15 protein-coding genes are annotated in these 18,736 nt (G+C 72.3%); 7 read left to right on the plus strand and 8 right to left on the minus strand.

Annotated features, from left to right (window positions below):
* Positions 1-220: 220 nt before the first annotated feature.
* Both D7V97_RS22505 and gluQRS read right to left on the minus strand, forming a co-directional pair.
* A complete protein-coding gene (locus tag D7V97_RS22505; protein WP_120612715.1) occupies positions 221-1,168 on the minus strand; it encodes a hypothetical protein in 948 nt (315 codons plus the stop codon).
* A gap of 154 nt (positions 1,169-1,322) precedes the next feature.
* Positions 1,323-2,276 carry a tRNA glutamyl-Q(34) synthetase GluQRS gene (gene gluQRS, locus D7V97_RS22510; RefSeq protein WP_120612716.1) on the minus strand — a complete coding sequence of 318 codons (954 nt, stop codon included), beginning with the start codon at positions 2,274-2,276 and terminating at the stop codon, positions 1,323-1,325.
* A gap of 90 nt (positions 2,277-2,366) precedes the next feature.
* Here gluQRS and D7V97_RS22515 point away from each other — a divergent pair, with 90 nt between their 5' ends.
* Both D7V97_RS22515 and D7V97_RS22520 read left to right on the plus strand, forming a co-directional pair.
* Complete coding sequence (locus D7V97_RS22515; protein WP_120612729.1) at positions 2,367-3,236, plus strand: metallophosphoesterase; 870 nt, start codon at positions 2,367-2,369, stop codon at positions 3,234-3,236.
* 33 nt (positions 3,237-3,269) lie between these two features.
* The gene (locus D7V97_RS22520; RefSeq protein ID WP_120612717.1) at positions 3,270-4,880 is read left to right on the plus strand and encodes an adenylate/guanylate cyclase domain-containing protein; all 1,611 of its coding nucleotides are present in this window, start codon (positions 3,270-3,272) and stop codon (positions 4,878-4,880) included.
* 42 nt (positions 4,881-4,922) lie between these two features.
* On the opposite strand, the gene D7V97_RS22525 is transcribed toward D7V97_RS22520, so the two are convergent.
* On the minus strand, positions 4,923-5,309 hold the full coding sequence (locus D7V97_RS22525; protein WP_120612718.1) for a hypothetical protein: 387 nt from the start codon (positions 5,307-5,309) through the stop codon (positions 4,923-4,925).
* A gap of 242 nt (positions 5,310-5,551) precedes the next feature.
* Positions 5,552-6,634 (minus strand): 23S rRNA (adenine(2503)-C(2))-methyltransferase RlmN, encoded by a 1,083-nt coding sequence (gene rlmN / locus D7V97_RS22530; protein WP_120612719.1) that lies wholly within the window; start codon positions 6,632-6,634, stop codon positions 5,552-5,554.
* A gap of 170 nt (positions 6,635-6,804) precedes the next feature.
* Between rlmN and D7V97_RS22535 the strand changes: the two genes are divergently transcribed.
* On the plus strand, positions 6,805-8,301 hold the full coding sequence (locus tag D7V97_RS22535; protein WP_120612720.1) for a glutamate--cysteine ligase: 1,497 nt from the start codon (positions 6,805-6,807) through the stop codon (positions 8,299-8,301).
* A 109-nt stretch (positions 8,302-8,410) separates the two neighbouring features.
* The gene (locus D7V97_RS22540; RefSeq protein ID WP_147444922.1) at positions 8,411-9,877 is read left to right on the plus strand and encodes a hypothetical protein; all 1,467 of its coding nucleotides are present in this window, start codon (positions 8,411-8,413) and stop codon (positions 9,875-9,877) included.
* On the opposite strand, the gene D7V97_RS22545 is transcribed toward D7V97_RS22540, so the two are convergent.
* The 3 genes from D7V97_RS22545 to hemG all read right to left on the minus strand — a co-directional run bounded on the left by D7V97_RS22545 (position 9,874) and on the right by hemG (position 13,374).
* The gene (locus tag D7V97_RS22545) at positions 9,874-10,662 is read right to left on the minus strand and encodes a LytTR family DNA-binding domain-containing protein (RefSeq protein WP_120612722.1); all 789 of its coding nucleotides are present in this window, start codon (positions 10,660-10,662) and stop codon (positions 9,874-9,876) included. The two genes, D7V97_RS22540 and D7V97_RS22545, sit on opposite strands and share 4 nt — an antisense overlap.
* On the minus strand, positions 10,659-11,717 hold the full coding sequence (locus D7V97_RS22550; RefSeq protein WP_120612723.1) for a sensor histidine kinase: 1,059 nt from the start codon (positions 11,715-11,717) through the stop codon (positions 10,659-10,661). Before D7V97_RS22550 ends, D7V97_RS22545 begins: the two co-directional genes overlap by 4 nt.
* Positions 11,718-12,000: 283 nt before the next feature.
* Positions 12,001-13,374 (minus strand): protoporphyrinogen oxidase, encoded by a 1,374-nt coding sequence (hemG, locus tag D7V97_RS22555; RefSeq protein WP_120612724.1) that lies wholly within the window; start codon positions 13,372-13,374, stop codon positions 12,001-12,003.
* A gap of 103 nt (positions 13,375-13,477) precedes the next feature.
* Between hemG and D7V97_RS22560 the strand changes: the two genes are divergently transcribed.
* Together D7V97_RS22560 and D7V97_RS22565 are read left to right on the plus strand one after the other, a co-directional pair.
* Complete coding sequence (locus D7V97_RS22560) at positions 13,478-14,167, plus strand: SDR family oxidoreductase (protein WP_120612725.1); 690 nt, start codon at positions 13,478-13,480, stop codon at positions 14,165-14,167.
* Positions 14,168-14,338: 171 nt separating this feature from the next.
* On the plus strand, positions 14,339-16,732 hold the full coding sequence (locus D7V97_RS22565) for a CapA family protein (protein ID WP_147444923.1): 2,394 nt from the start codon (positions 14,339-14,341) through the stop codon (positions 16,730-16,732).
* A 9-nt stretch (positions 16,733-16,741) separates the two neighbouring features.
* Here D7V97_RS22565 and pdxH read toward each other — a convergent pair whose 3' ends face one another.
* Positions 16,742-17,338, minus strand: coding sequence for a pyridoxamine 5'-phosphate oxidase (pdxH, locus tag D7V97_RS22570; RefSeq protein WP_120612727.1), 597 nt, complete (start codon positions 17,336-17,338; stop codon positions 16,742-16,744).
* A gap of 66 nt (positions 17,339-17,404) precedes the next feature.
* Here pdxH and glgA point away from each other — a divergent pair.
* The coding region (gene glgA / locus D7V97_RS22575) for a glycogen synthase GlgA (RefSeq protein WP_120612728.1) at positions 17,405-18,736 on the plus strand (1,332 nt) is incomplete at its 3' end.

An 18,736-nucleotide genomic window follows, 5' to 3' on the forward strand; every position in this document is an offset into this window, starting at 1 on the left:
GTGCGGGAGGAGGGCGCGCCGTGTCCGCGTCGGCGCTGTCTTCCGGGGATCGCGTGAACCAGGAGGCGAGCAGCGCGCACAGCAGCAACACGCCCAGGCTCACGCCGGGGATGACGAGCCAGTGGACGACGGTGCGTTGCGAGGGCGCCATGGGGAGCCCGCGTGTCATACCCGCCTCACGGGGGAACCGTGAAGCGGGGATGCACGCGAGCGCCCGAGGCTACGGGTACACCTCGCGGCGCGGCGGGGTCGGCTGCGTCGGCGGCGTGGTGATGACTTCGCCCTCGGCGCGGATGCGCTGGCGGCGGCTGACGCCCAGGGTGGCGCCCAGCACCGACGCGATGAGCCCCATCAGCAGCCCCGCGAAGATGCCCCAGAAGACGCGGCCGGAGCGGTCCGCCACCTGCATCGCGCCCTGGCCCACCTGCCCGGCCACCTGCCCGGCCTTGCCCTTGGCCTGGTCCACCTGCTGCTCCACGCGGGTGGCGACTTCCTCAGCGTCCTGGCGCGACAGGTTGGTGTTCTGCGCGATGTTGCTCACCAGGAGCTCGCGGTTCACCTTGCCCTGGCGCACGCCCTCGGAGACGACGTCCTTGGTCGCCGCCTGCAGCTGATCCGGCGTGATGGTGGGCTTGCCTTCCTGTTGCAGCCGCTGGTTGACGGGCGCGAGCGCGTCATTGGCGTCGAGTCCGAAGGCCTTCGCGGCGGATCCGCCCTCCTTCACGGCCCCCACCGCGGCCGAGCCGCCCGCCTCCACCGCCGCCTTGCCGACGTTGAACACCGCGCCGAGCAGCGACGACAGCACCATGCCCAGGACGATGACGCCCAGGAGTGTGGTCAGGCCCCACATCACCGCGCCGTGCATCGCGCCCGCCGTCTTGTCCACGATGCCCGCGGTGCGCGCGGCCACCACCCCGCCCACGAAGAGGGCGATGAGCGGCGAGATGATGCCCCAGATGCCGGTGAAGATGCCCGCGGAGCGCGCGCTGCCCGTGTTGCCTGGATCCACCGACGACAGGCCCAGCGCGAGCCCCAGCGTGTACAGGAGGATCCACACGCCCAGCGCGACGAAGGTCCCTCCGAAGATGGCCCCCCAGCTCAACTTGGACGCGTTGCCTGGAATCGCCGAAATCATGCCGGCCCTCTCGCCTTCGACAATGGCTGCCATGGGGTTCCACCCTCGCTTTCGTGTGTCCCCCGGCCGCGTTCGTCACGGTGAGGACGTACGTGTCTGGGTTGAAGGTGTGCACCCGGGAAGTGCGGTCATCGCGGCGGCGCCTGGTCGCCCCGCCCCGGAGGGAAGGGCGGACGGCCGGCACGGCTCAGCGCAGCCCCAGCGCGTCGAGGAGCTGTGACTCGCGCGCCACCACCGGCGCATGGGGCAGCACGTCCGTGTCGAAGCGCGCGACGAGCGCGGGCAGGTCCACCGGGCTGCCGTCACCCAGTCCGCTCCAGGCGGCGAGCAGGCCCAGGACGTGCTCGCGAGGCCGGCCGCGCGCGCGCAGCTCCCCCAGCGCGAACGCCCCGTCGCGCTTCGCCAGCCGCTTGCCGTCCTCGCCCAGCACCAGCGGCACGTGGAGGAAGGCGGGCGCGGGCAGGCCCAGGGCCTCGTAGAGCTGGAGCTGCCGGGGCGTGGAGGACAGCAGGTCGTCACCCCGCAGCACGTGGGTGATGCGGCTGTCCGCGTCGTCCACCACCACCGCGAGCTGGTAGCTGGCCACGCCGTCGTTGCGGCGCACCACGAAGTCCCCCACCAGCGCCTGCACGTCCTGGACGTAGGGCCCCATCAGGTCGTCCAGGAAGCGCACCTCGCCGGGGCGCGAGCGGAAGCGGTACGCGGGGGCGCGCGTGCGGGAGCGCTCGGAGACCTGCGCTGCGGTGAGGCTCGCGCAGGTGCCCGGGTAGCGCGGGCCTTCCTCCGACAGGCCGTGGGGCGCGCTCGCCGCGCGGGCGATCTCCGCGCGCGTGCAGAAGCAGGGGTAGATGAGCCCCTCGCGCGCAAGCTTCGCCTGCGCTTCGCGGTACACGTCGTCGCGCGCGCTCTGCACGAGCGGCGTCTCGTCCCAGTCCAGGCCCAGCCAGCGCAGGTCCTCGTAGAGGTCCTCCACGAACTGGGGCTTGCAGCGCGCGCGGTCCAGGTCCTCGATGCGCAGCAGGAACGCCCCGCCCGCGGCCCGCGCCTGGAGCCAGCCCAAGAGCGCGCTGCGCACGTTGCCCAGGTGCATCCGTCCGGTGGGGCTGGGCGCGAACCGCCCTCGCATCGTTGGCGCGGCCATGACGGCGCGACCATAACTTCTTCCCCGCCCTGCCGGCTGGGAGAGAATGCCCCGCCGCCGGCCTCCGTTCCCCAAGGCGTGACCCCCTCCATGCGCTTCCTGCACTGCTCCGACGTCCACATCACGGAGGACTACTTCGCCCTCCCACTTCGCAAGCTGGGCTGGCGCCGCTGGGTGGCGCTCGTCGAGTTGACGGCCGGCGGCCGGGCGAAGGCCTACCGGAACGCGCAGCACACGCTCTCCGCCATCGCCCGCGACGCGGGGACGCACGGCGTGGATCACTTCATCCTCTCCGGCGACCTCACTGCCTACGCGCTGGAAGGCGAGTTCCGCGCCGCCCGCGCCGCCCTGGGCCCCCTGGCCTCGTCGCCCGCGCGCTGCACCGTCATCCCCGGCAACCACGACGTGTTCACCCCCGGCAGCCACGCGAGCGGCCGCTTCGCCCAGCACTTCGGCGAGCTGCTGGAGAGCGACCTGCCCGAGCACCGCCGCGAGGGGGCCTTTCCCTTCGTGCGGCTCGTGGGAGAGGGGGCCGCGGTGGTGGGGCTGTGCTCGGCGCGGTCGCTGCCCTCGCCGGGGCTGTCGTACGGCACCATCGGGCCCGCGCAGCTCGAAGGCCTGGCGGCCCTGGTGGCGGACCCCCGCCTGGACGGCCGCGCCATCCTGGTCGTCGTGCACCACGCGCCCCGCACCTCGAAGGACCACGCGGACGGCTGGCACCACGGGCTGCGCGACGCGGAGGCCCTGTTGAAGCTGCTGCCGGGCCCGCGCTTCGCGGTGCTCCACGGCCACATCCACCAGCGCTACCACCACCCGGCCACCGCGGACCGGCCCCACCTGTTCGGCGCGGGCTCCTCCACCCAGGCCGGCAAGGAGGGCTACTGGCTCATCGAGGTGGAGGGTGGCGTGGTGGTGGGGGGCACGAAGCACAGGCCTGGCTCCGTCTCAGCGGCCACCTGACAGGGCCCACGTGTGGCGGTAGAAGGGGCCGACATGACCCCTGCGCCCATCACCCCACCCGCTGAGTTGTCCCTGGAGGAGTACCGCTTCCTGCGCCAGCTGGGGCGCGTGGCGGACGACCTGCTGGAGGAGAGCCTCCGGGAGCGCGAGACGCTCGCCCAGTGTTTCCGGCGCTGCTTCCCCGCGCTGCTTCAGCACACCGGCGCGCGCGCCATCGCGCTCACCACGCGCGACGAGGAGCTGGTGGAGCAGACCTGGGCCGAAGGGGACTGGGGCGGCATCTTCCCCGGTGCTCTCCTCGCGGGCCCGACGGGCATGCGCGTCCATGGCGAGGCCACGCTCGTCACGCAGACGCTGGACGTGGCGTGTTCGCCGGTGGGCACGCTGGGCCTGCTCTACCCGGGCCCGCCCGTCGACGCGGAGACCACGGCCCGGCGGCTGCGCGCGCTGGACGTGCTGGCGGAGGAGCTGGACACGGTGCTGATGCTGGTCCACACCGCGTCGGAGAAGCACCAGCTCATCCTCCAGTGCAACGAACACCTGGCCAACCCCGTCTTCGAGGCGGGCATGGATCAGGCAGTGCGCACGCTGGCGCAGCGGGTGCGGCTGCCGGGCTTCCTCCTGCTGTACCGCGACGCCGTGCAGCCCCACGTGCTGCACTACCGCACCTACCGCCACGGCCAGCTGGAGTACGAGAGCGGAGAGCAGCCCAGCTCCGCGCTGGAGGCGCTGCTGCAACAGCACGGCACGCGGCTGCTTCACGGCGACGCGGGCGTGCTCAAGCGGCTGTTCGACGGGCGCACCACGGAGGCGGTGCTCATCTCCGCGGCGGCGCGCAGCGAGCCCCTGGGCAAGATTGTCGTCTGGAGCAACGAGGGCTTCTCCGCCTACGCGATGGACCTCATCCGCGTGCTGGCCTCCACGCTGAGCCAGCGCCTGCTGGACTACAACCGCGAGCGCATCCACCTGTCACAGTTCTTCCCCACGGGCGCCATCGACGCGCTCTTGGAGGACCCGGACTACGCGCGGCACCTGCGCGCGCAGGAGCAGGAGGTGGGCATCCTGTTCGCGGACATCAACGGCTTCACGCGCATCTGCGAGCAGGGCTTCGACAGCCCACGCAGCATCGGCCGCTTCGTGGACGAGTGGAGCGCGCGCGCCGTGGACTGTATCTGGGCGCACGGTGGCGTGTTCGACAAGATGGTCGGCGACTGCGTCATCGGCCTCTTTGGTCCGCCGTTCTTCCAGACGGATCGCGTGCGCCGCGCGGAGGCCGCCGTGCGCGCCGCGTGCGACATCCAGGCCTTCACGGCGGAGCTGGGCGCGCGCGCGGAGGTGGCGGCCCTGTGCCAGCGAGTGGGCCTGCCCGGGCTGGGCGTGGCCGTGGGCGTGAACCTGGCCAACGCGAACTGCGGCCTCTTCGGCCCCAACCGCAACTACACCGCCTTCTCCAGCGGGATGAACCAGGCCGCGCGGCTCCAGTCCCTGGCGGGCTTCCGCGAGACGCTGGTGATGCAGAGCGTGCACGAGGCGCTGCGCACGTCGCAGGAGCCCTTCGTGCGCAAGCTCCAGTTCGGGCCCCTCACGGAGACGCCGGTGAAGAACGTGGCCCAGCCGCTGCGGCACTACCAGCTCTCGCTGTAGGCCTCGCGCGCGGCCGGGCCCCGGGCTCCAGGCTCGGAAACGTCAGGCCAGCAGGTGCGCGCTCGCGTAGCGGCGCGAGAAGTGGATCCACCGGCGGTCGTCCACCTCCACCTGCCACTCGCTGTTGGGCGTCAGCGGCAGGCGCTGCTTGAGGAAGCTCTCCAGGTGATCCGCCGCCTTGATGGGCGTGAGCCCCGGCGCGCGGAACGCGATGTGGAGCGTCACGTCCAACGTCGGCGCGACGTCCACCGACGCGCAGATGCGCAGGGATCCCACGCGTCGCTGGTACTGCATGTCCGACGCCGGCCACGCGGCGGAGCCCTCGGGCTGCGGGGCCGCCTGCTCGAGCCAGTTGTCGGGGATGAGGATGAAGTCGAGCAGGTTGCTGCTCGCCTCTTCCACCGTGCCGTGCTCCTGGATGGAAAGCATTGCCCACCTCCTCCGGGAAAGCCGTTGGGTTTGCGTGGAAGCCGTCGCCAAAGAATGTGCCCACGAGCCAGTGCCACGCAAGGGCCTGCGCAAATGCGCGACGGACCCACACGCCATGGTGCACGCGTGGGCGGGCGCACCCTAGCGGATGGGGGTGACACGACTGGTCGGGTGGACAGGGCAGGTGTGCCGCAAGACCCTGTTGTCGCTCAGGAGTCGCTCAGGAGTTGCTCAGCAGGTGCTCAGGACGCGACGGGAAGCGTGCGGCGGGGCTTGCGCTCCACGGCGGCCTTGAGCTGTCCGCAGCCCGCGTCGATGTCGATGCCGCGTCGCTGACGCACCGTGCTGGGGACCCCGTGCGACGTGAGCACGTCTTGAAACGCGCGCACCGCGTCCGGCACGCTGGGCCCGCCGTCGTAGCCCACCGTGGGATTCAGCGGGATGACGTTCACGTGCGCGTCCATCCCGTGCAGCAGCGCGCCCAGGTGGTGCGCGTGTTCGGCGGTGTCGTTGCGCCCGGCGATCAGCGTCCACTCGAAGAAGATGCGCCGCTTGCGCTTCGCCACGTAGTAGCGGCACGCGTCCATCAGCTCGTTGAGTGGCCAGCGCCGGCCCGCGGGCACCAGCGCGGCGCGCTCCGCGTCGGTGGCGCCGTGGAGGCTCACCGCGAGCTGCACCGGGCGCGCCTCGTCCGCGAGTCGGATGATGCCGGGCACCACGCCCACGGTGGACAGCGTGATGAAGCGCGGCGCCAGCGCGAGCCCCTTGGGGTCCACGAGGATGTCCACCGCGGCCATCGTGTGCTCGTAGTTGTGCAGGGGCTCGCCCATGCCCATGAGCACGATGTTGCGCAGCGCCTCTCCGCGCTCGCGCAACAGGCGCGTGACGTGGAGCACCTGGCCCACGACCTCGCCCGGCGTGAGGTGGCGCGACAGGCCCATCTGTCCGGTGGCGCAGAAGACGCAGCCCATGGCGCACCCGGCCTGCGTGCTCACGCACACGGTGGCGCGGCCCTTGAAGCGCATCAGCACCGTCTCGATGGTCTGTCCGTCGTGCAGGCGCAGGAGCAGCTTGTGCGTGAGCCCGTCGCTGCTGAAGCTCTCGTGGTGCGTGGCGAGGTGTCCCAGGTGCGCGCGCTCCTGGAGCACGGCCTGGAGGTCCGGGCGCAGGCCCGCCACGTCGCCGAGCGCCGTCACCCCGTCCCGGTACAGCCCCGTCCACACGCGCTCGCGGTACTGGGGGCTGAAGCCCCAGTCGCCCAGGCGCGCGTCGAGCACGGGGCGCGGCAGGTCATAGAGGTTGAGCAGGGCGGGGGCGTCCGACATGACGGGGTCGAGATAACACACCCCGGCCCCCGCGCACCCGGGCCCGCCGGCCCGCAGGGCGACCAGGGGAGCGAGGGGACCGGGGGACGACGGTTTTCGCGGGGGCACGGCGTCCAACGGGTGACACCTCGCGTGCCAGCGCGGTGCGTCGTGCCAATCGTGGAAGGCCTATGGGGTTCGCCATCCAGCAGGAGGAGTTCACACCGGAGGAGCACGAGCGGTTCGTGCAGCGGCTCGCGGAGAGCCTGGAGGCCCTGCGCGCGCTGCTGAAGCGCCTCGACTTCGGCGTGGGGCCCACGACGATGGGCGCGGAGCTGGAGGTGTACCTGGTGGACGGCGCGGGCCACCCGCTGCCGGTGAACCAGCAGGTGCTGGCGCGCACGCAGGATGAACGGGTGACGCTGGAGCTCAACCGCTTCAACATGGAGGCGAACGTGCGGCCCTCGCTGCTGGCGGGGCGGCCGTTCACCGGGCTGCGGGCGGAGCTGGAGGACGTGCTGAAGGAGCTCCAGCGCGCCGCGGCGCTGGAGGGCGCGCGGGTGGCGTCCATCGGCATCCTGCCCACGCTGCGGCAGGCGGACCTGGGCAAGGGCGCGCTCACCCAGCAGCCCCGCTACCGGGCCCTCAACACCGCCATCCGCGAGCGGCGCGGCGGGCCCTTCCAGGTGGCCATCGCGGGCGACGACACGCTCCACCTCACCTGGGACGACGTGACGCTGGAGGGCGCCAACACGTCGCTCCAGTTCCACCTGCGCGTGGCGCCGGAGGACTTCGCGCGCGTGTACAACGCCGCGCAGCTCGCCACGGCGCCGGTGCTGGCGGTGGCGGGCAACTCGCCGTTGTTCCTGGGCAAGCGGCTGTGGGAGGAGACGCGCGTGGCGCTCTTCCAGCAGGCCACCGACGACCGCAGCGAGAGCGCCGACGAGGCCGCCCACCTGCACCCGCGCGTGACGTTCGGCCACGGCTGGGTGCGCGAGGGCGTCCACGAGCTGTTCGCCGAGGCGGTGGCCCTCTACCCACCGCTGCTGCCGGTATTGGGCAAGGAGGCCTCCCCCCTGGACGTCGTCGCGGCCGGGGGCGTGCCGGCGCTGGAGGAGCTGCGGCTGCACCAGGGCACGGTCTGGAGCTGGAACCGCGCCATCTATGATCCGCACGGGGACGGCCACGTGCGCATCGAGTTCCGCGCGCTGCCGGCGGGCCCGACCGTGGTGGACATGGTGGCCAACGGCGCGTTCCTGCTGGGGCTGACGCTGGGGCTCGCGGAGCGGGTGGACGCGCTCCTGCCGGCGCTGCCCTTCTGGCAGGCGCGGCGCAACTTCAAGCAGGCCGCGATGCGGGGCCTGGACGCGGTGATGCTGTGGCCGGCGGAGGTCGCGCCCAGCCCCCGCCCCCTGCCGGTGGTGGAGTTGGTGAAGCACCTGCTGCCCATCGCGCGGCGGGGCCTGACGGAGCACGGGGTGGACGCGGGGGAAGCGGACGCGATGCTGGACATCATCGCGCAGCGCGTGGCCCTGCGGCGCACCGGGGCGCGCTGGCAGCGGGAGGTGCTGGCGCGGCTGGAGGCCCACATGCCCCGGCAGGACGCGCTGGCGGCCCTGCTGGAGCGCTACCTGCACCATTCGGAGTCGGGGCTGCCCGTGCACACCTGGCCCGTGGAGCCGTCGTGAGTCCCGGCTGAGCCGGGGGGCCTTGTCCGGACGCGGGCGTCGCTGTGAATATGAGGGCCCGCTGGGTCGTCCGCCCGAGGGCCGCGCCACGCGCTGAAGGATGCCGTCCGTGATCACCTCCACCTCTCCGTCGTTCCCCTCCGGCGCGCGCCGGAAGCTCTTCCTCGTGCCGCTGCTCGTCTGCGTGAGCGCGGTGACCGCGTGCTCGTCCCTCCGGGGCAAGGCCAATGACCTGGCGGAGAAGGGCCGCTTCGTCGAAGCCGCCGAGCTGTACGTGAAGGTCGTCGAGGATTCGCCCAACGACCCGGAGCTGCGCTCCTCGCTGGACGACCTGCGCTGGCGCGGCCTGTCGCAGCTGCTCACCCAGGCGCGGCAGGCCCGCGTGGAGGGCCGCGACGAGGACGCGGAGCTGAACCTGGAGCAGTTCCTCACCTACCGGAAGAAGTGGAGCTCCAAGCTGGACGGCGGCATGGAGAGCTCGCTCCTGGAGGAGATGGGCGGCACGCACCGGCACCTGCGCCAGCTCATCAGCGAGCAGGCGAAGCGGGGCAACGCGCTGACGGCGGAGGCGCACCTGAACCGCAAGCGTGCGCTGCTCGCGTACGCGGAGATGGCGCCCATCCGGCGCGACGTGGAGGAGGCCGTACAGCAGGGCGGCGCGGCGACGTGCGACCGGCTGAAGCAGGAGCCGTCGAACGGCACCGCGCACTGGGCGGAGCTGGTGGCGCGCTACTGTCGGCACTACCACCAGGACGCGCCCAAGGCGGCGCTGTTCCCGGAGGCCCTGGGCGTTCCCGTGTGGCAGGTGTCCGTGGATGGCATCAGCAACGACGTCGTCAAATACCTGATGTCGCGGCTGTCGGGCGCGTTCGAGTCCTCGCCCTGGTACGCGGAAGCCTCGCCGCGCCGTCCGCCGCTCACCATCGAGGGGAGCTTCAGCGAGGAGCGCACCAGCCAGCCGGTGTCGCTGTCAGCGCCGTGGACGGAGCAGGTGCCGTACACCGCGCACGAGGACCGCACCGCGACGGCGGAGGTGCCGTACACGGTGGAGGAGTCCTACGTGGACAAGGGGGAGATGAAGAAGCGCCTCGTCACCCAGAAGAAGACGGTGGAGTACACGACGACGGTGGAGGTGACGAAGTACCGCGAGGTGCAGCGCTCCTTCGAGTACCGCGCGCTGCGCCGGGGCGTGGAGTACCACTTCGCGGTGGTGGCCCAGGCCGTCCTCCAGGAGCAGCACGCGCCCCTGGCGGTGAAGGCGGAGAGGTCCCTGTCCGCCTCCGGCTACGAGCACAACATCACCTTCGACCCCGGCCACGTGAGGCCGGAGAAGTTCTCCCAGCCCAGCAAGGAAGGATTTCTGGATGGCGAGTTGAGGGGCTACGAGCAGACCTTCTCGCAGACGCTGCTGGCCCGCTGGCAGGACTCCTTCTGCAAGGCGCCCGCGCTCACCCGCGAGGAGGCGGCCCGCTGCGCCCGCGGCGGCGTGGAGCTGCCCGTGCCCGCGCGTCAGGCCCTGGCGGACACGCTGGGCGAGGACGCCGGGCAGGTGCACCAGCTCTTCGTCTGGAACTAGGCCCCTTCGTCCTCCGCGCCCTTGCGCAGGCCCAGCAGCCGGCGCAGGTCGCGCGCGGACTGGCGGCTCACCTCCACCGAGTGTCCCCGCGCCGTGCGCGCCAGGTAGCCGCCCGTCTCCAGCGGCTCCAGCCGCGTCACGTGCGACAGGTTGAGCAGCGCGCGCCGGTGCACGCGGTGGAAGTGTTCGGCGGGCAGCTTGTCCGCCAGCTCGTTGAGGGTGAAGTCGGTGAGGAAGTCGCCCTGAGCGGTGAACACCGTGACCAGCTCGTCCTCCAGCGACGCGTGGGAGATGGCGTCCGGCGACACCAGCACCAGCCCCTGCCGCGTGGGGATGGGCAGCCGCGCGAAGGCGGGCCGCTCCGTGGAGACCGGCGGAGGCACGGGGAGCACCTTCGCCTTCGCGGGCGGGGGCGACGCCGGCTGTCGGGCCCGGACGCGCTCCAGGGCCTTCTGCAGCCGGGCGGCCTCCACGGGCTTGAGGACGTAGTCCACCGCGCCGTGCTCGAAGGCGTTCACCGCGTGCTCCGCGTGGGCGGTGCAGAAGATGACGTGCGGCCCGCCTTCCGGCAGCAGGCCCATGGCGTCCAGGCCGCTCAGGCCCGGCATGTGGATGTCCAGCAGCACCACGTCCACGCCGCCCTCCCGCACCCGGGCGAGCACCGCGTCTCCGTCCACCGCCTCGCCGCAGACGCTCACGTCCGGCAGCGCGGCCAGCAGGCGGGCCAGGCGCTTCCGGGCCAGCAGTTCGTCATCGGCGATGAGGACGCGCAGGGGCTCTCTCACGTGAGGACTCCGGGTTGGGGGCCCTGACGGGGCAGGGTGACGGTGACACGGGTGCGTCCGTCCGCGCTCGTGAGCGACAGCAACGCGCGGCCGGCGTAGGCGAGCGCCAGGCGCCGCTCCACGGTGGGCAGGCCCACGCTGCCCTCGCGAGGCCCCTTGGACGCGCCCGGGTTGTCGATGGACACCTCCACCGCCCCGTCGCGCGCCGCGCTCACGTCCACGAGCAGCGGTCCACGGTGCCCGGAGGCCGGCCCGTGCTTCACCGCGTTCTCCGCGAGCGGCAACAGCAGCAGCGGCGGCACGGGCACGTCCCCCAGGCCGTCCGCCACCGTCATGCGCAACTGGAACAGGTCCGGGTCGCGCAGGAGGTGCAGGTCGAACAGCGTGCGCATCAGCTCCAGCTCCTGTGACAGCGGCCAGGTGACGCTGCGCACGCCCGCGAGCACCGAGCGGAGCATGGTGGACAGGCGCAGCACGGCGGCCTCGGCGACGGCGCCGTCCTCGCGGCACCACTCCGCGATGGCGTTGAGCGTGTTGAAGAGGAAGTGCGGATCCAGGTGGCTGCGGATGGCCAGCAGCTGCGCCTGCTCGGCCTCCCACGCGAAGCGGGTGGCGCGTGCGCGCTCGCGGGTCAGCGTCTCTTCAAACCCGATGTCGCGTCCCAGGCCCCAGCCGGCCACGAGGAACAGCCCGCCGCAGACGGCCAGGTTGTAGCGCTCCGACAGGAAGGTGGGCTGCATGTCGGTGAGGCGCGGCAGCGCGTAGCCCACGGACAGCACCACGCCGCTGCCCACCGCTCCGTAGAGCAGCAGGCGGATGCCGCCGTGGCTCAGGTCCAGCCCTTCGGGGAACAGCACCCGGTACGACACGGGCGCGACGGCGACACACAGGAGGCACAAGAGGATGCCCAGCCACAGCGCGTTCGGATCCACGCTCCAGCGCACCTGGGCCGCGAGCAGGGGCAGTGACACCAACACGATGGGCCCCAGCCGCAGCGGCGCGACGAGGGCGCGCAGCGTGGCGCGAACGATGGACCCTTCCGACGTCTCCGACATGCTCCAGCGGAAGGCTACACCGTCCGGCCTCCTAGCGCCGGGGGATGGGCGCGGGAACGAGGTCCAGGACGAGCGTGCTGGCGAGGAGGGCGGGGAAGAAGAGGAGGGCAAGCACGAACAGGAGCGGCGAGCGCAGTGAGAACATGGGGGATTCCTCCGGTGTCCGTGAAACATGCCCACGTACTGTGTCAGCGCCCCAGGGGCCCTCCGGGGAGGGTTGCGCCCGGCCGTCGCGGAGTGGGGGCGAGCGGTCGCGCCCGAGCCCCCAGCCGTCCCCCCGCTGCTACGCCAGCGTGTCCCCGAGCCGCGTCGCGTCGCGGATGCAGTCGTTGACGCCCACGCCCCGGTACGCGTTGCCCGTGAGGTGCAGGCCGGGCCAGCGCTTCAGGCCCGCGTCCAGGGATGCCAGGCGTTCCAGGTGGCCCACGGTGTACTGCGGGATGCCGCGCGGCCAGCGCACCACCCGCGTCAGCTCCGGCGTCGCGGTGAGCCCCGTCATCGCCTTCAGCTCCTCGCGCGCCAGCGCCACCAGCGCGTCCTCGTCCCGCGCGACGACGTCCGGCCGCCGCGCGCCGCCCATCAAACACGTGAGCAGCACCCGGCCGCCCGGGGCGCGGAAGGGGAACGTGGTGGAGACGTGGATGGTGCCCAGCACCGCCTTGCCCTCCACCGCCGGCACCAGGAACCCGAACCCGTCCGGCTTCGGCGTCGCCCCCGGCGCGAAGCCCAGGTGCACCACGGCGATGGGCGCGTACGGGATGCCCTCCAGCTTCGCCGCCAGCGGTTCATCCAGCGGCCGCAGCAGCCCCGCCGCCACGTGCGACGGCACCGCCAGCACCACCTGGGACGCGAGCAGCTCCACCGTCCGGCCGTGCTCGCGCACGCGCACCTTCCAACCCGAGGCCTGGGGCGTAAGGCCCTCCACCTTCGCGTCGGTGTGCACCGCGTCGCCCAGCGCCGCCGCCAGCGCGTCCACCAGCACGCCCAGGCCGCCGTCGAACGTGCTCAAGAGCCCGGTGAGCTTCGACTTCGAACCCCCGTCCGCGTCCGCGGCGGAGGCCTTGCGCGCCGCGCGCTGCGAGCGGATGGCGCCCAGGATGAGGCTGCGGTGTTCGCGCTCGAACTTCACCAGCTGCGGGAAGGTGGCCTCCGCGCTGAGCTTCTCCGGGTCGCCCGCGTAGATGCCCGTCTGCACCGCGTCCAGCAGCACCGTCGTCGCTTCAGGGCCCAGGTGGCGCCGTCCCAGCTGCGCCAGCGACTCGTCCACCCCCGCGGGACCGCGGCCACTGAACAATTCGGCCAGCACCCGAAGCCGCGCGGAAAAGGGAAGGATGTCCGACGTCAGGAAGGCGGGCGGCGACGAGGGCAGCTTCCGCATTGCACCCCGAGTGTAGATGTAGCGGTTTTTTGCCGCCGCATCCGCCGGACGGATGCGCGCCTCCACCCCCAGCGCCGCCGCCAGCTCGCGCGTCGCGGGCTCCCGGTCCAGGAAGCTGTTGGGCCCCGATTCCAGGACGTATCCCTCGTGGGCAGGGCTCTGTACGTTTCCACCCACGCGCGCGGCGGACTCCAACACCACCGCCTTCGTGCCTTGGGACCGTAACCGGTGAGCCAGGACCAGTCCTGAAATCCCGCCGCCGATGACCGCGACCGTCATGTCGTCCTCTCCGTGCGGCTGTCCTGGGGTGAGCAGCCCTGGGGCGCCTTAGTGCGACGGGGGCGCTTTGCCAAGGAGCGGTGGACCGCGCGTTAATACAAGCATGCGCTACGTGATCACGGGTGCCAGCCGCGGCATCGGTTTCGAGTTCGTGCAGCAATTGCTGCGACGCGGAGAGACGGTGGACGCCGGTGTGCGTGCCCCGGAGCTGGCGCGTCGGCTGGAGCCGCTGTTGCATGAATCCGGCAACCGCCTGCGGATCCACTCCCTGGACGTCACCCAGGCGGACAGCGTCAAGGCGTTCGCGGCGAACGTCTGCCGCGAGCCGGTGGACGTGCTCATCAACAACGCGGGCGTGCAGGGTCAGTGGGTGGGGCTGCACGAACTGGACTACGAGGACCTGGAGCGCACCCTCGCGGTGAACGCGCTCGGGCCCCTGCGCATCACCTCCGCGCTCCTGCCCGCGCTCCGGCACGGCAAGGGCCGCAAGGTGGCGCACGTCACGTCGCGCATGGGGTCGCTCTCCAGCAACACGGAGGGCGGCGCGTACGCCTACCGCATGTCCAAGGCCGCGCTGAACATGGGCGTGCGCTCCATGGCCAACGACCTGCGCCGCGACGGGCTGTCGTTCGTGCTGCTGCATCCCGGTTGGGTGCAGACGGACATGGGCGGAGCGGACGCGCCGCTGCCCGCCCGCGATTCGGTGAGCGGAATGCTGCGCGTCATCGACGGCCTCTCGCTGGAGCACTCCGGCCGCTTCTTCGACTACGAGGGCGCCGAAGTCCCCTGGTAGTCCGTTCGTCCCCGCGTGGTGTCCGGAGCTGAACGCGCCCCGACGGACACCGGAGCCTGGCGGCAGGCAGGCAGCCCTCCGGTGCGAGGCCCGCCCTGGCGTCTGCCCGCGTTCGTCCCCATCTCGTCGCAGGACGTGGGCGACGGTCGAGGCGGCGCAGGGGGACGGCAAATGGGGCGGCGGCATCTGCCGGTGGCGTGGGTGGCGGCGTGTTGGATGGCGTGCAGTCCCGGGGCGTCCATGCCGTCGAAGGACCCGGGGGCCGTGACGCCGCCGGGCGAAGGGTCCCCGCCGCCGACGACTCCGCCCGACGACACCCCTGACACCCCGCCGCCTCCGGTGGATCCGCCTCCGCCCGGCGAGGTGACGCCCGACGAAGGGCCGCCGCCGGAGGAGGAGGTGCCTCCCGTGCTGACGGCCTGCGCGCCGGAGCCCGGCGCCGACGCGGCCCTGTCCGAAGCCGAACGCAAGGCCCGCCACGACTACGCCTGCACCGGCATCGCGCTGGAGGGCACGCTGGTGTCCGTCGCGGGCACGCCGGTCGCGAACACGCTTGTTCGGGTGGGGAACGCCGAGGCGCGCACGGGCGCGGACGGGCGGTTCCGCTTCCCCGCGCTGCCCCGGCACAACCGGCTGCTCCAGGTGGAGGCGGAGGGCTTTCGTCCGGCGGTGGTGGCGGTGGAGCTGCGCCGCGGCCTGTCGGAGACGCGCGTGACGCTGCCCCCGGTGCGGCTGTCCCCGAAGGGCGGCGTGCGGATGCTCTTCGCGGGCGACGTGTCGCTGGGCCGGCGCTTCCTGGATCCGGACGACACCACGCCCCGCAACCAGATGCCTCCGGACGACCCCGCGGCGCTCATCCGCGTGTCGGATCCGCTGCCGGGCACGAAAGCCGTGTTCACGCACGTACGGCCCTACTTCCAGGCGGCGGACTTCCGCGCCGTGAACCTGGAGACGCCGGTGACGGACTCGCCCACCACGCCCCACGACGAGAAGGCGTATGCGTTCTTCACGCTGCCCGGCTCCCTGCCCGCGTTGCCGTGGCTGGGCGTGGACTACGTGAGCCTGGGCAACAACCACGTCTACGACTACCTGGCGCCCGGGCTGAACGACACGCTCGCGAACGTGGCCGCGACGGGCATGGCCTTCAGCGGCGCGGGCCGCAACGAGGTGGAGGCCTTCGTCCCCGCGCGCGTGTCGCTGGCGGGTTCCGGCTACAGCCTCGTGTCCATGTGCTCCATCACGGGCAGCGCGCACGAGCAGCAGTACGTCGCGGGCCCGAACCAGGGCGGCGCGGCGGACGCGCGGGACCTGGCGCGGGCGTCGGCGCTGCTGGGCGCGGAGCGTGCGCAAGGGCGAGTGCCGGTGGCGGTGCTGCACACGGGCGTCGAGTACAGCGTGCGGCCCTCCACCCCCACCGCGCAGCGGATGCGCGACCTCATCGACGCGGGCGCGGGGCTCGTCATCGCGCACCACCCGCACATCCCCCAGGGCTTCGCGCGCTACCAGGGCGTGCTGATGGCGCAGTCGCTGGGCAACCTCGCCTTCGACCAGGACCGCCTGGAGACGATGGTGGGCCTGCTGGCGGAGGTGGAGGCGACGGGCGCGCGCGTGGACCGCGCCCGAGCCGTGCCGGTGTACATCGAGGACTACCGCCCCCGGCCCATCGCGGGCGAGCTGGCGGAGAACTTCCTGCGCAACCTGGCGGAGCTGTCCCGCGAGGGCGGCGTGGAGCTGGTGCCGCAGCCCTCCTGGGGCGAGCTGCTGCCCGCGGGCGCGCACGCGGCGGTGAGCGAGCGCACCGTGGACGTGCCGGTGACGGTGGACGCCAACGGCCGCGCCACGGTGGACCTGCGCGCCCTGCGCCACGAAGGCGAGTCCGTCGCGGTGGCGAAGCTCACCGGCGCGGAGGGCCTCACCACCGTGAAGCTCAAGGCCGGGCGCGACGTGCTCCTGCACGGCGACTTCGAGGACCACGACGTGGATGACGACGTCAACGAGGCGCCGCGCTGGGGCCTGGAGTACGGCGCGGGCTTCGTGTGCCAGGACGGTCCGCACCGGGGCGCCGCGGCCCTCTGCCAGCGCAAGGGCATGGTGCCGCTGGTCAACCGCTTCCGGCCGCCGGGCTTCGCGGAAGGTCCGCCCCTCCGCGACCTCACGGCGGTGGCGTGGCTCAAGGGGCAGGGCGGCGGCGCCTTCTCCGTGGGCGTGCAGTACCTGCCCGTGGAGTCCTACACCCTCTTCGGCGAACAGACGTTGCTGCGCCACGACGGCGGCACCTACGACTGGACGCAGGTGTCCGAAGACCTGCGCTTCCCGGCGGATCCGCCCCGCCCGGACCTCTGGAACGCGCCCTGGGCCCTCAACCTCACGCTCCACACCGCGTCCCCGAAGACGGGGCAGGGCGTGACGGTGGTGGACGACCTGGCGCTGGTGGCCTGGGAGCGTCAGGCGCCCGGCGCGACGCTCACGCTGGAGACGCCGCACGCGCGGGACTTCGTGCGGGTGGAGGCCCCCGCGGGCACGTACACCCTGCGCGTCACCTTCCGCGAGCACCGCGTGCCCTGAGCTGATTGTTCAGGGGAACAGCAGCTGCGTCTTCCAGCCTTCGCCCTCGCGCAGGTACAGGTTGCGCTCGTGCAGGCGGCTGGGGCGGCCGTGCCAGAACTCGATGCGGTCCGGCACCACGCGGAAGCCGCTCCAGTACGGGGGCCGCTCCACCGGCCGGCCCTGGAAGCGGGCTTCCACCTCCGCCACGCGCGCGTCCAGCAGCTCGCGCGTCGGCAGCTCCTCGCTCTGGAGGCTGGCCCACGCGCCAATCTGGCTGCCGCGCGGACGGCTCTGGAAGTACGCGTCCGCCTCCGCGTCCGACACGACCTCCACCCGGCCTTCGATGCGCACCTGCTGCTCCAGCGGCGGCCAGTGGAAGCACAGCGCGGCGACGGGGTGCGCGGTGAGCTGGCGCCCCTTGCGGCTGTGGAAGTTCGTGAAGAACACGAAGCCCCGCGCATCGAAGTCCTTGAGCAGCACCACGCGGGAGCTCGGGCGACCCGCGTCGTCCACCGTCGCTACCACCATGGCGTTCGGGTCCACGGGGATGACCTGTCTTGCCTGGGCAAAGAGGTCGGCGAAGCGCTGGATGGGGTCGGGTGGGATGATCACGCGTCGCACCATAGGAAACCCCGCCCTGGCGCGCACGTTCGCGGTTGACTCCCGGTCTGGACTCGCAATGGTGCGTTCATGAAGATTCTCTTCATCGCCTCGGAGGTCACCCCCTTCTCGAAGACGGGGGGACTGGGAGACGTCGCGGGGGCCCTGCCCACGGCGCTCGCCGCGCTGGGGCACGACGTGAAGATCGTCACGCCCCGCTACCAGGACGTGCGCAACACCGGACACCTGGAGCCCACCGGACAGTCGCTGGTGCTGCGCTTCCCCTTCGGTGAGACGGGCGGCCCCGTCCTGTCCGCGCGCCTCTCCGAACGGCTGGAGGTGTGGTTCCTGGAGAACGAGGCCTTCTTCGGGGGCCGCAAGGGGCTCTACGGCGACGCGGGCGGCGAGTTCGCGGACAACCCCCGCCGCTACGCCTACCTGTGCGTGGGCGCGCTCCAGGCCGCGCAGCGGCTGCGCTTCTTCCCGGACATCATCCACCTGCACGACTGGCAGACGGGGCTGGTGCCGGTGGCGCTGCGCCGGGGCTTCCAGGGCACGCCGCTTGGGCGCGCGAAGTGCGTCTTCACCATCCACAACCTCGCGTACCAGGGGCAGTTCCCCAAGGGGACCATGGCCGACCTGGGGCTGCCCTGGGACCTCTTCACCCCGGAGGGCGTGGAGTTCTACGACCAGGTGAACTTCCTCAAGTCGGGGCTCGTCTTCTCCGAGGCGCTCACCACCGTGTCGCCCACGTACGCGCGCGAGATCCAGACGCCGGAGCAGGGCTACGGGCTGGACGGCCTGCTGCGCCGCCGCTCGCACGCGCTCACCGGCATCCTCAACGGCATCGACGCGCACGAGTGGAACCCGCGCACGGACGCGTACCTGCCGGAGCGCTACGGCCCGGACGACCTCTCCGGCAAGGCGGTCTGCAAGCGCGCCCTGCTGGAGCGCTTCGGGCTGCCCCCGGACGACGGCGCGCCGGTGTTCGGCATCGTCAGCCGGCTGGCGTGGCAGAAGGGCGTGGACCTGCTCTTGGAGACGATGCCCTCGGCGCTCCAGGCGGACCTGCGCTTCGTCGCGGTGGGCAACGGCGACCCCGGCCTGGAGGAGGGGCTGCGCGCGCTGCAGGCCCGCTTCCCGAAGCAGGTGGGGGTGCACATCGGGTTCGACCCGGAATTGTCACATTGGGTGGAGGCGGGGTCGGACTTCTTCCTGATGCCCAGCCGCTACGAGCCGTGCGGCCTGAACCAGATGTACTCACTGCGTTACGGCACGGTGCCCATCGTGCGGGCCACGGGCGGGCTGGTGGACACGGTGGAGGGGGGGCTGGACGGCAACGGGCTGCTCTTCGAGTCCTTCCACCGCACCGCGCTCCTGGCCGCCATCCGCCGGGCGATGTCCCTGTACGCGGATCCGGTG

The organism is Corallococcus sp. CA053C (assembly GCF_003611675.1).
Taxonomy (GTDB): domain Bacteria; phylum Myxococcota; class Myxococcia; order Myxococcales; family Myxococcaceae; genus Corallococcus.

What these genes read in the sequence shown, in the direction of transcription:
- D7V97_RS22515 (WP_120612729.1), top strand. Translation starts at nt 2,367, where the DNA reads ATGCGCTTCCTGCACTGCTCCGACGTCCACATCACGGAGGACTACTTC.
- pdxH (WP_120612727.1), bottom strand. Translation starts at nt 17,338, where the DNA reads ATGGTGCGACGCGTGATCATCCCACCCGACCCCATCCAGCGCTTCGCC.
- D7V97_RS22520 (WP_120612717.1), top strand. Translation starts at nt 3,270, where the DNA reads ATGACCCCTGCGCCCATCACCCCACCCGCTGAGTTGTCCCTGGAGGAG.
- D7V97_RS22560 (WP_120612725.1), top strand. Translation starts at nt 13,478, where the DNA reads ATGCGCTACGTGATCACGGGTGCCAGCCGCGGCATCGGTTTCGAGTTC.
- D7V97_RS22550 (WP_120612723.1), bottom strand. Translation starts at nt 11,717, where the DNA reads ATGTCGGAGACGTCGGAAGGGTCCATCGTTCGCGCCACGCTGCGCGCC.
- D7V97_RS22535 (WP_120612720.1), top strand. Translation starts at nt 6,805, where the DNA reads ATGGGGTTCGCCATCCAGCAGGAGGAGTTCACACCGGAGGAGCACGAG.
- D7V97_RS22565 (WP_147444923.1), top strand. Translation starts at nt 14,339, where the DNA reads ATGGGGCGGCGGCATCTGCCGGTGGCGTGGGTGGCGGCGTGTTGGATG.
- gluQRS (WP_120612716.1), bottom strand. Translation starts at nt 2,276, where the DNA reads ATGGCCGCGCCAACGATGCGAGGGCGGTTCGCGCCCAGCCCCACCGGA.
- hemG (WP_120612724.1), bottom strand. Translation starts at nt 13,374, where the DNA reads ATGACGGTCGCGGTCATCGGCGGCGGGATTTCAGGACTGGTCCTGGCT.
- D7V97_RS22505 (WP_120612715.1), bottom strand. Translation starts at nt 1,168, where the DNA reads ATGGCAGCCATTGTCGAAGGCGAGAGGGCCGGCATGATTTCGGCGATT.
- D7V97_RS22525 (WP_120612718.1), bottom strand. Translation starts at nt 5,309, where the DNA reads ATGCTTTCCATCCAGGAGCACGGCACGGTGGAAGAGGCGAGCAGCAAC.
- rlmN (WP_120612719.1), bottom strand. Translation starts at nt 6,634, where the DNA reads ATGTCGGACGCCCCCGCCCTGCTCAACCTCTATGACCTGCCGCGCCCC.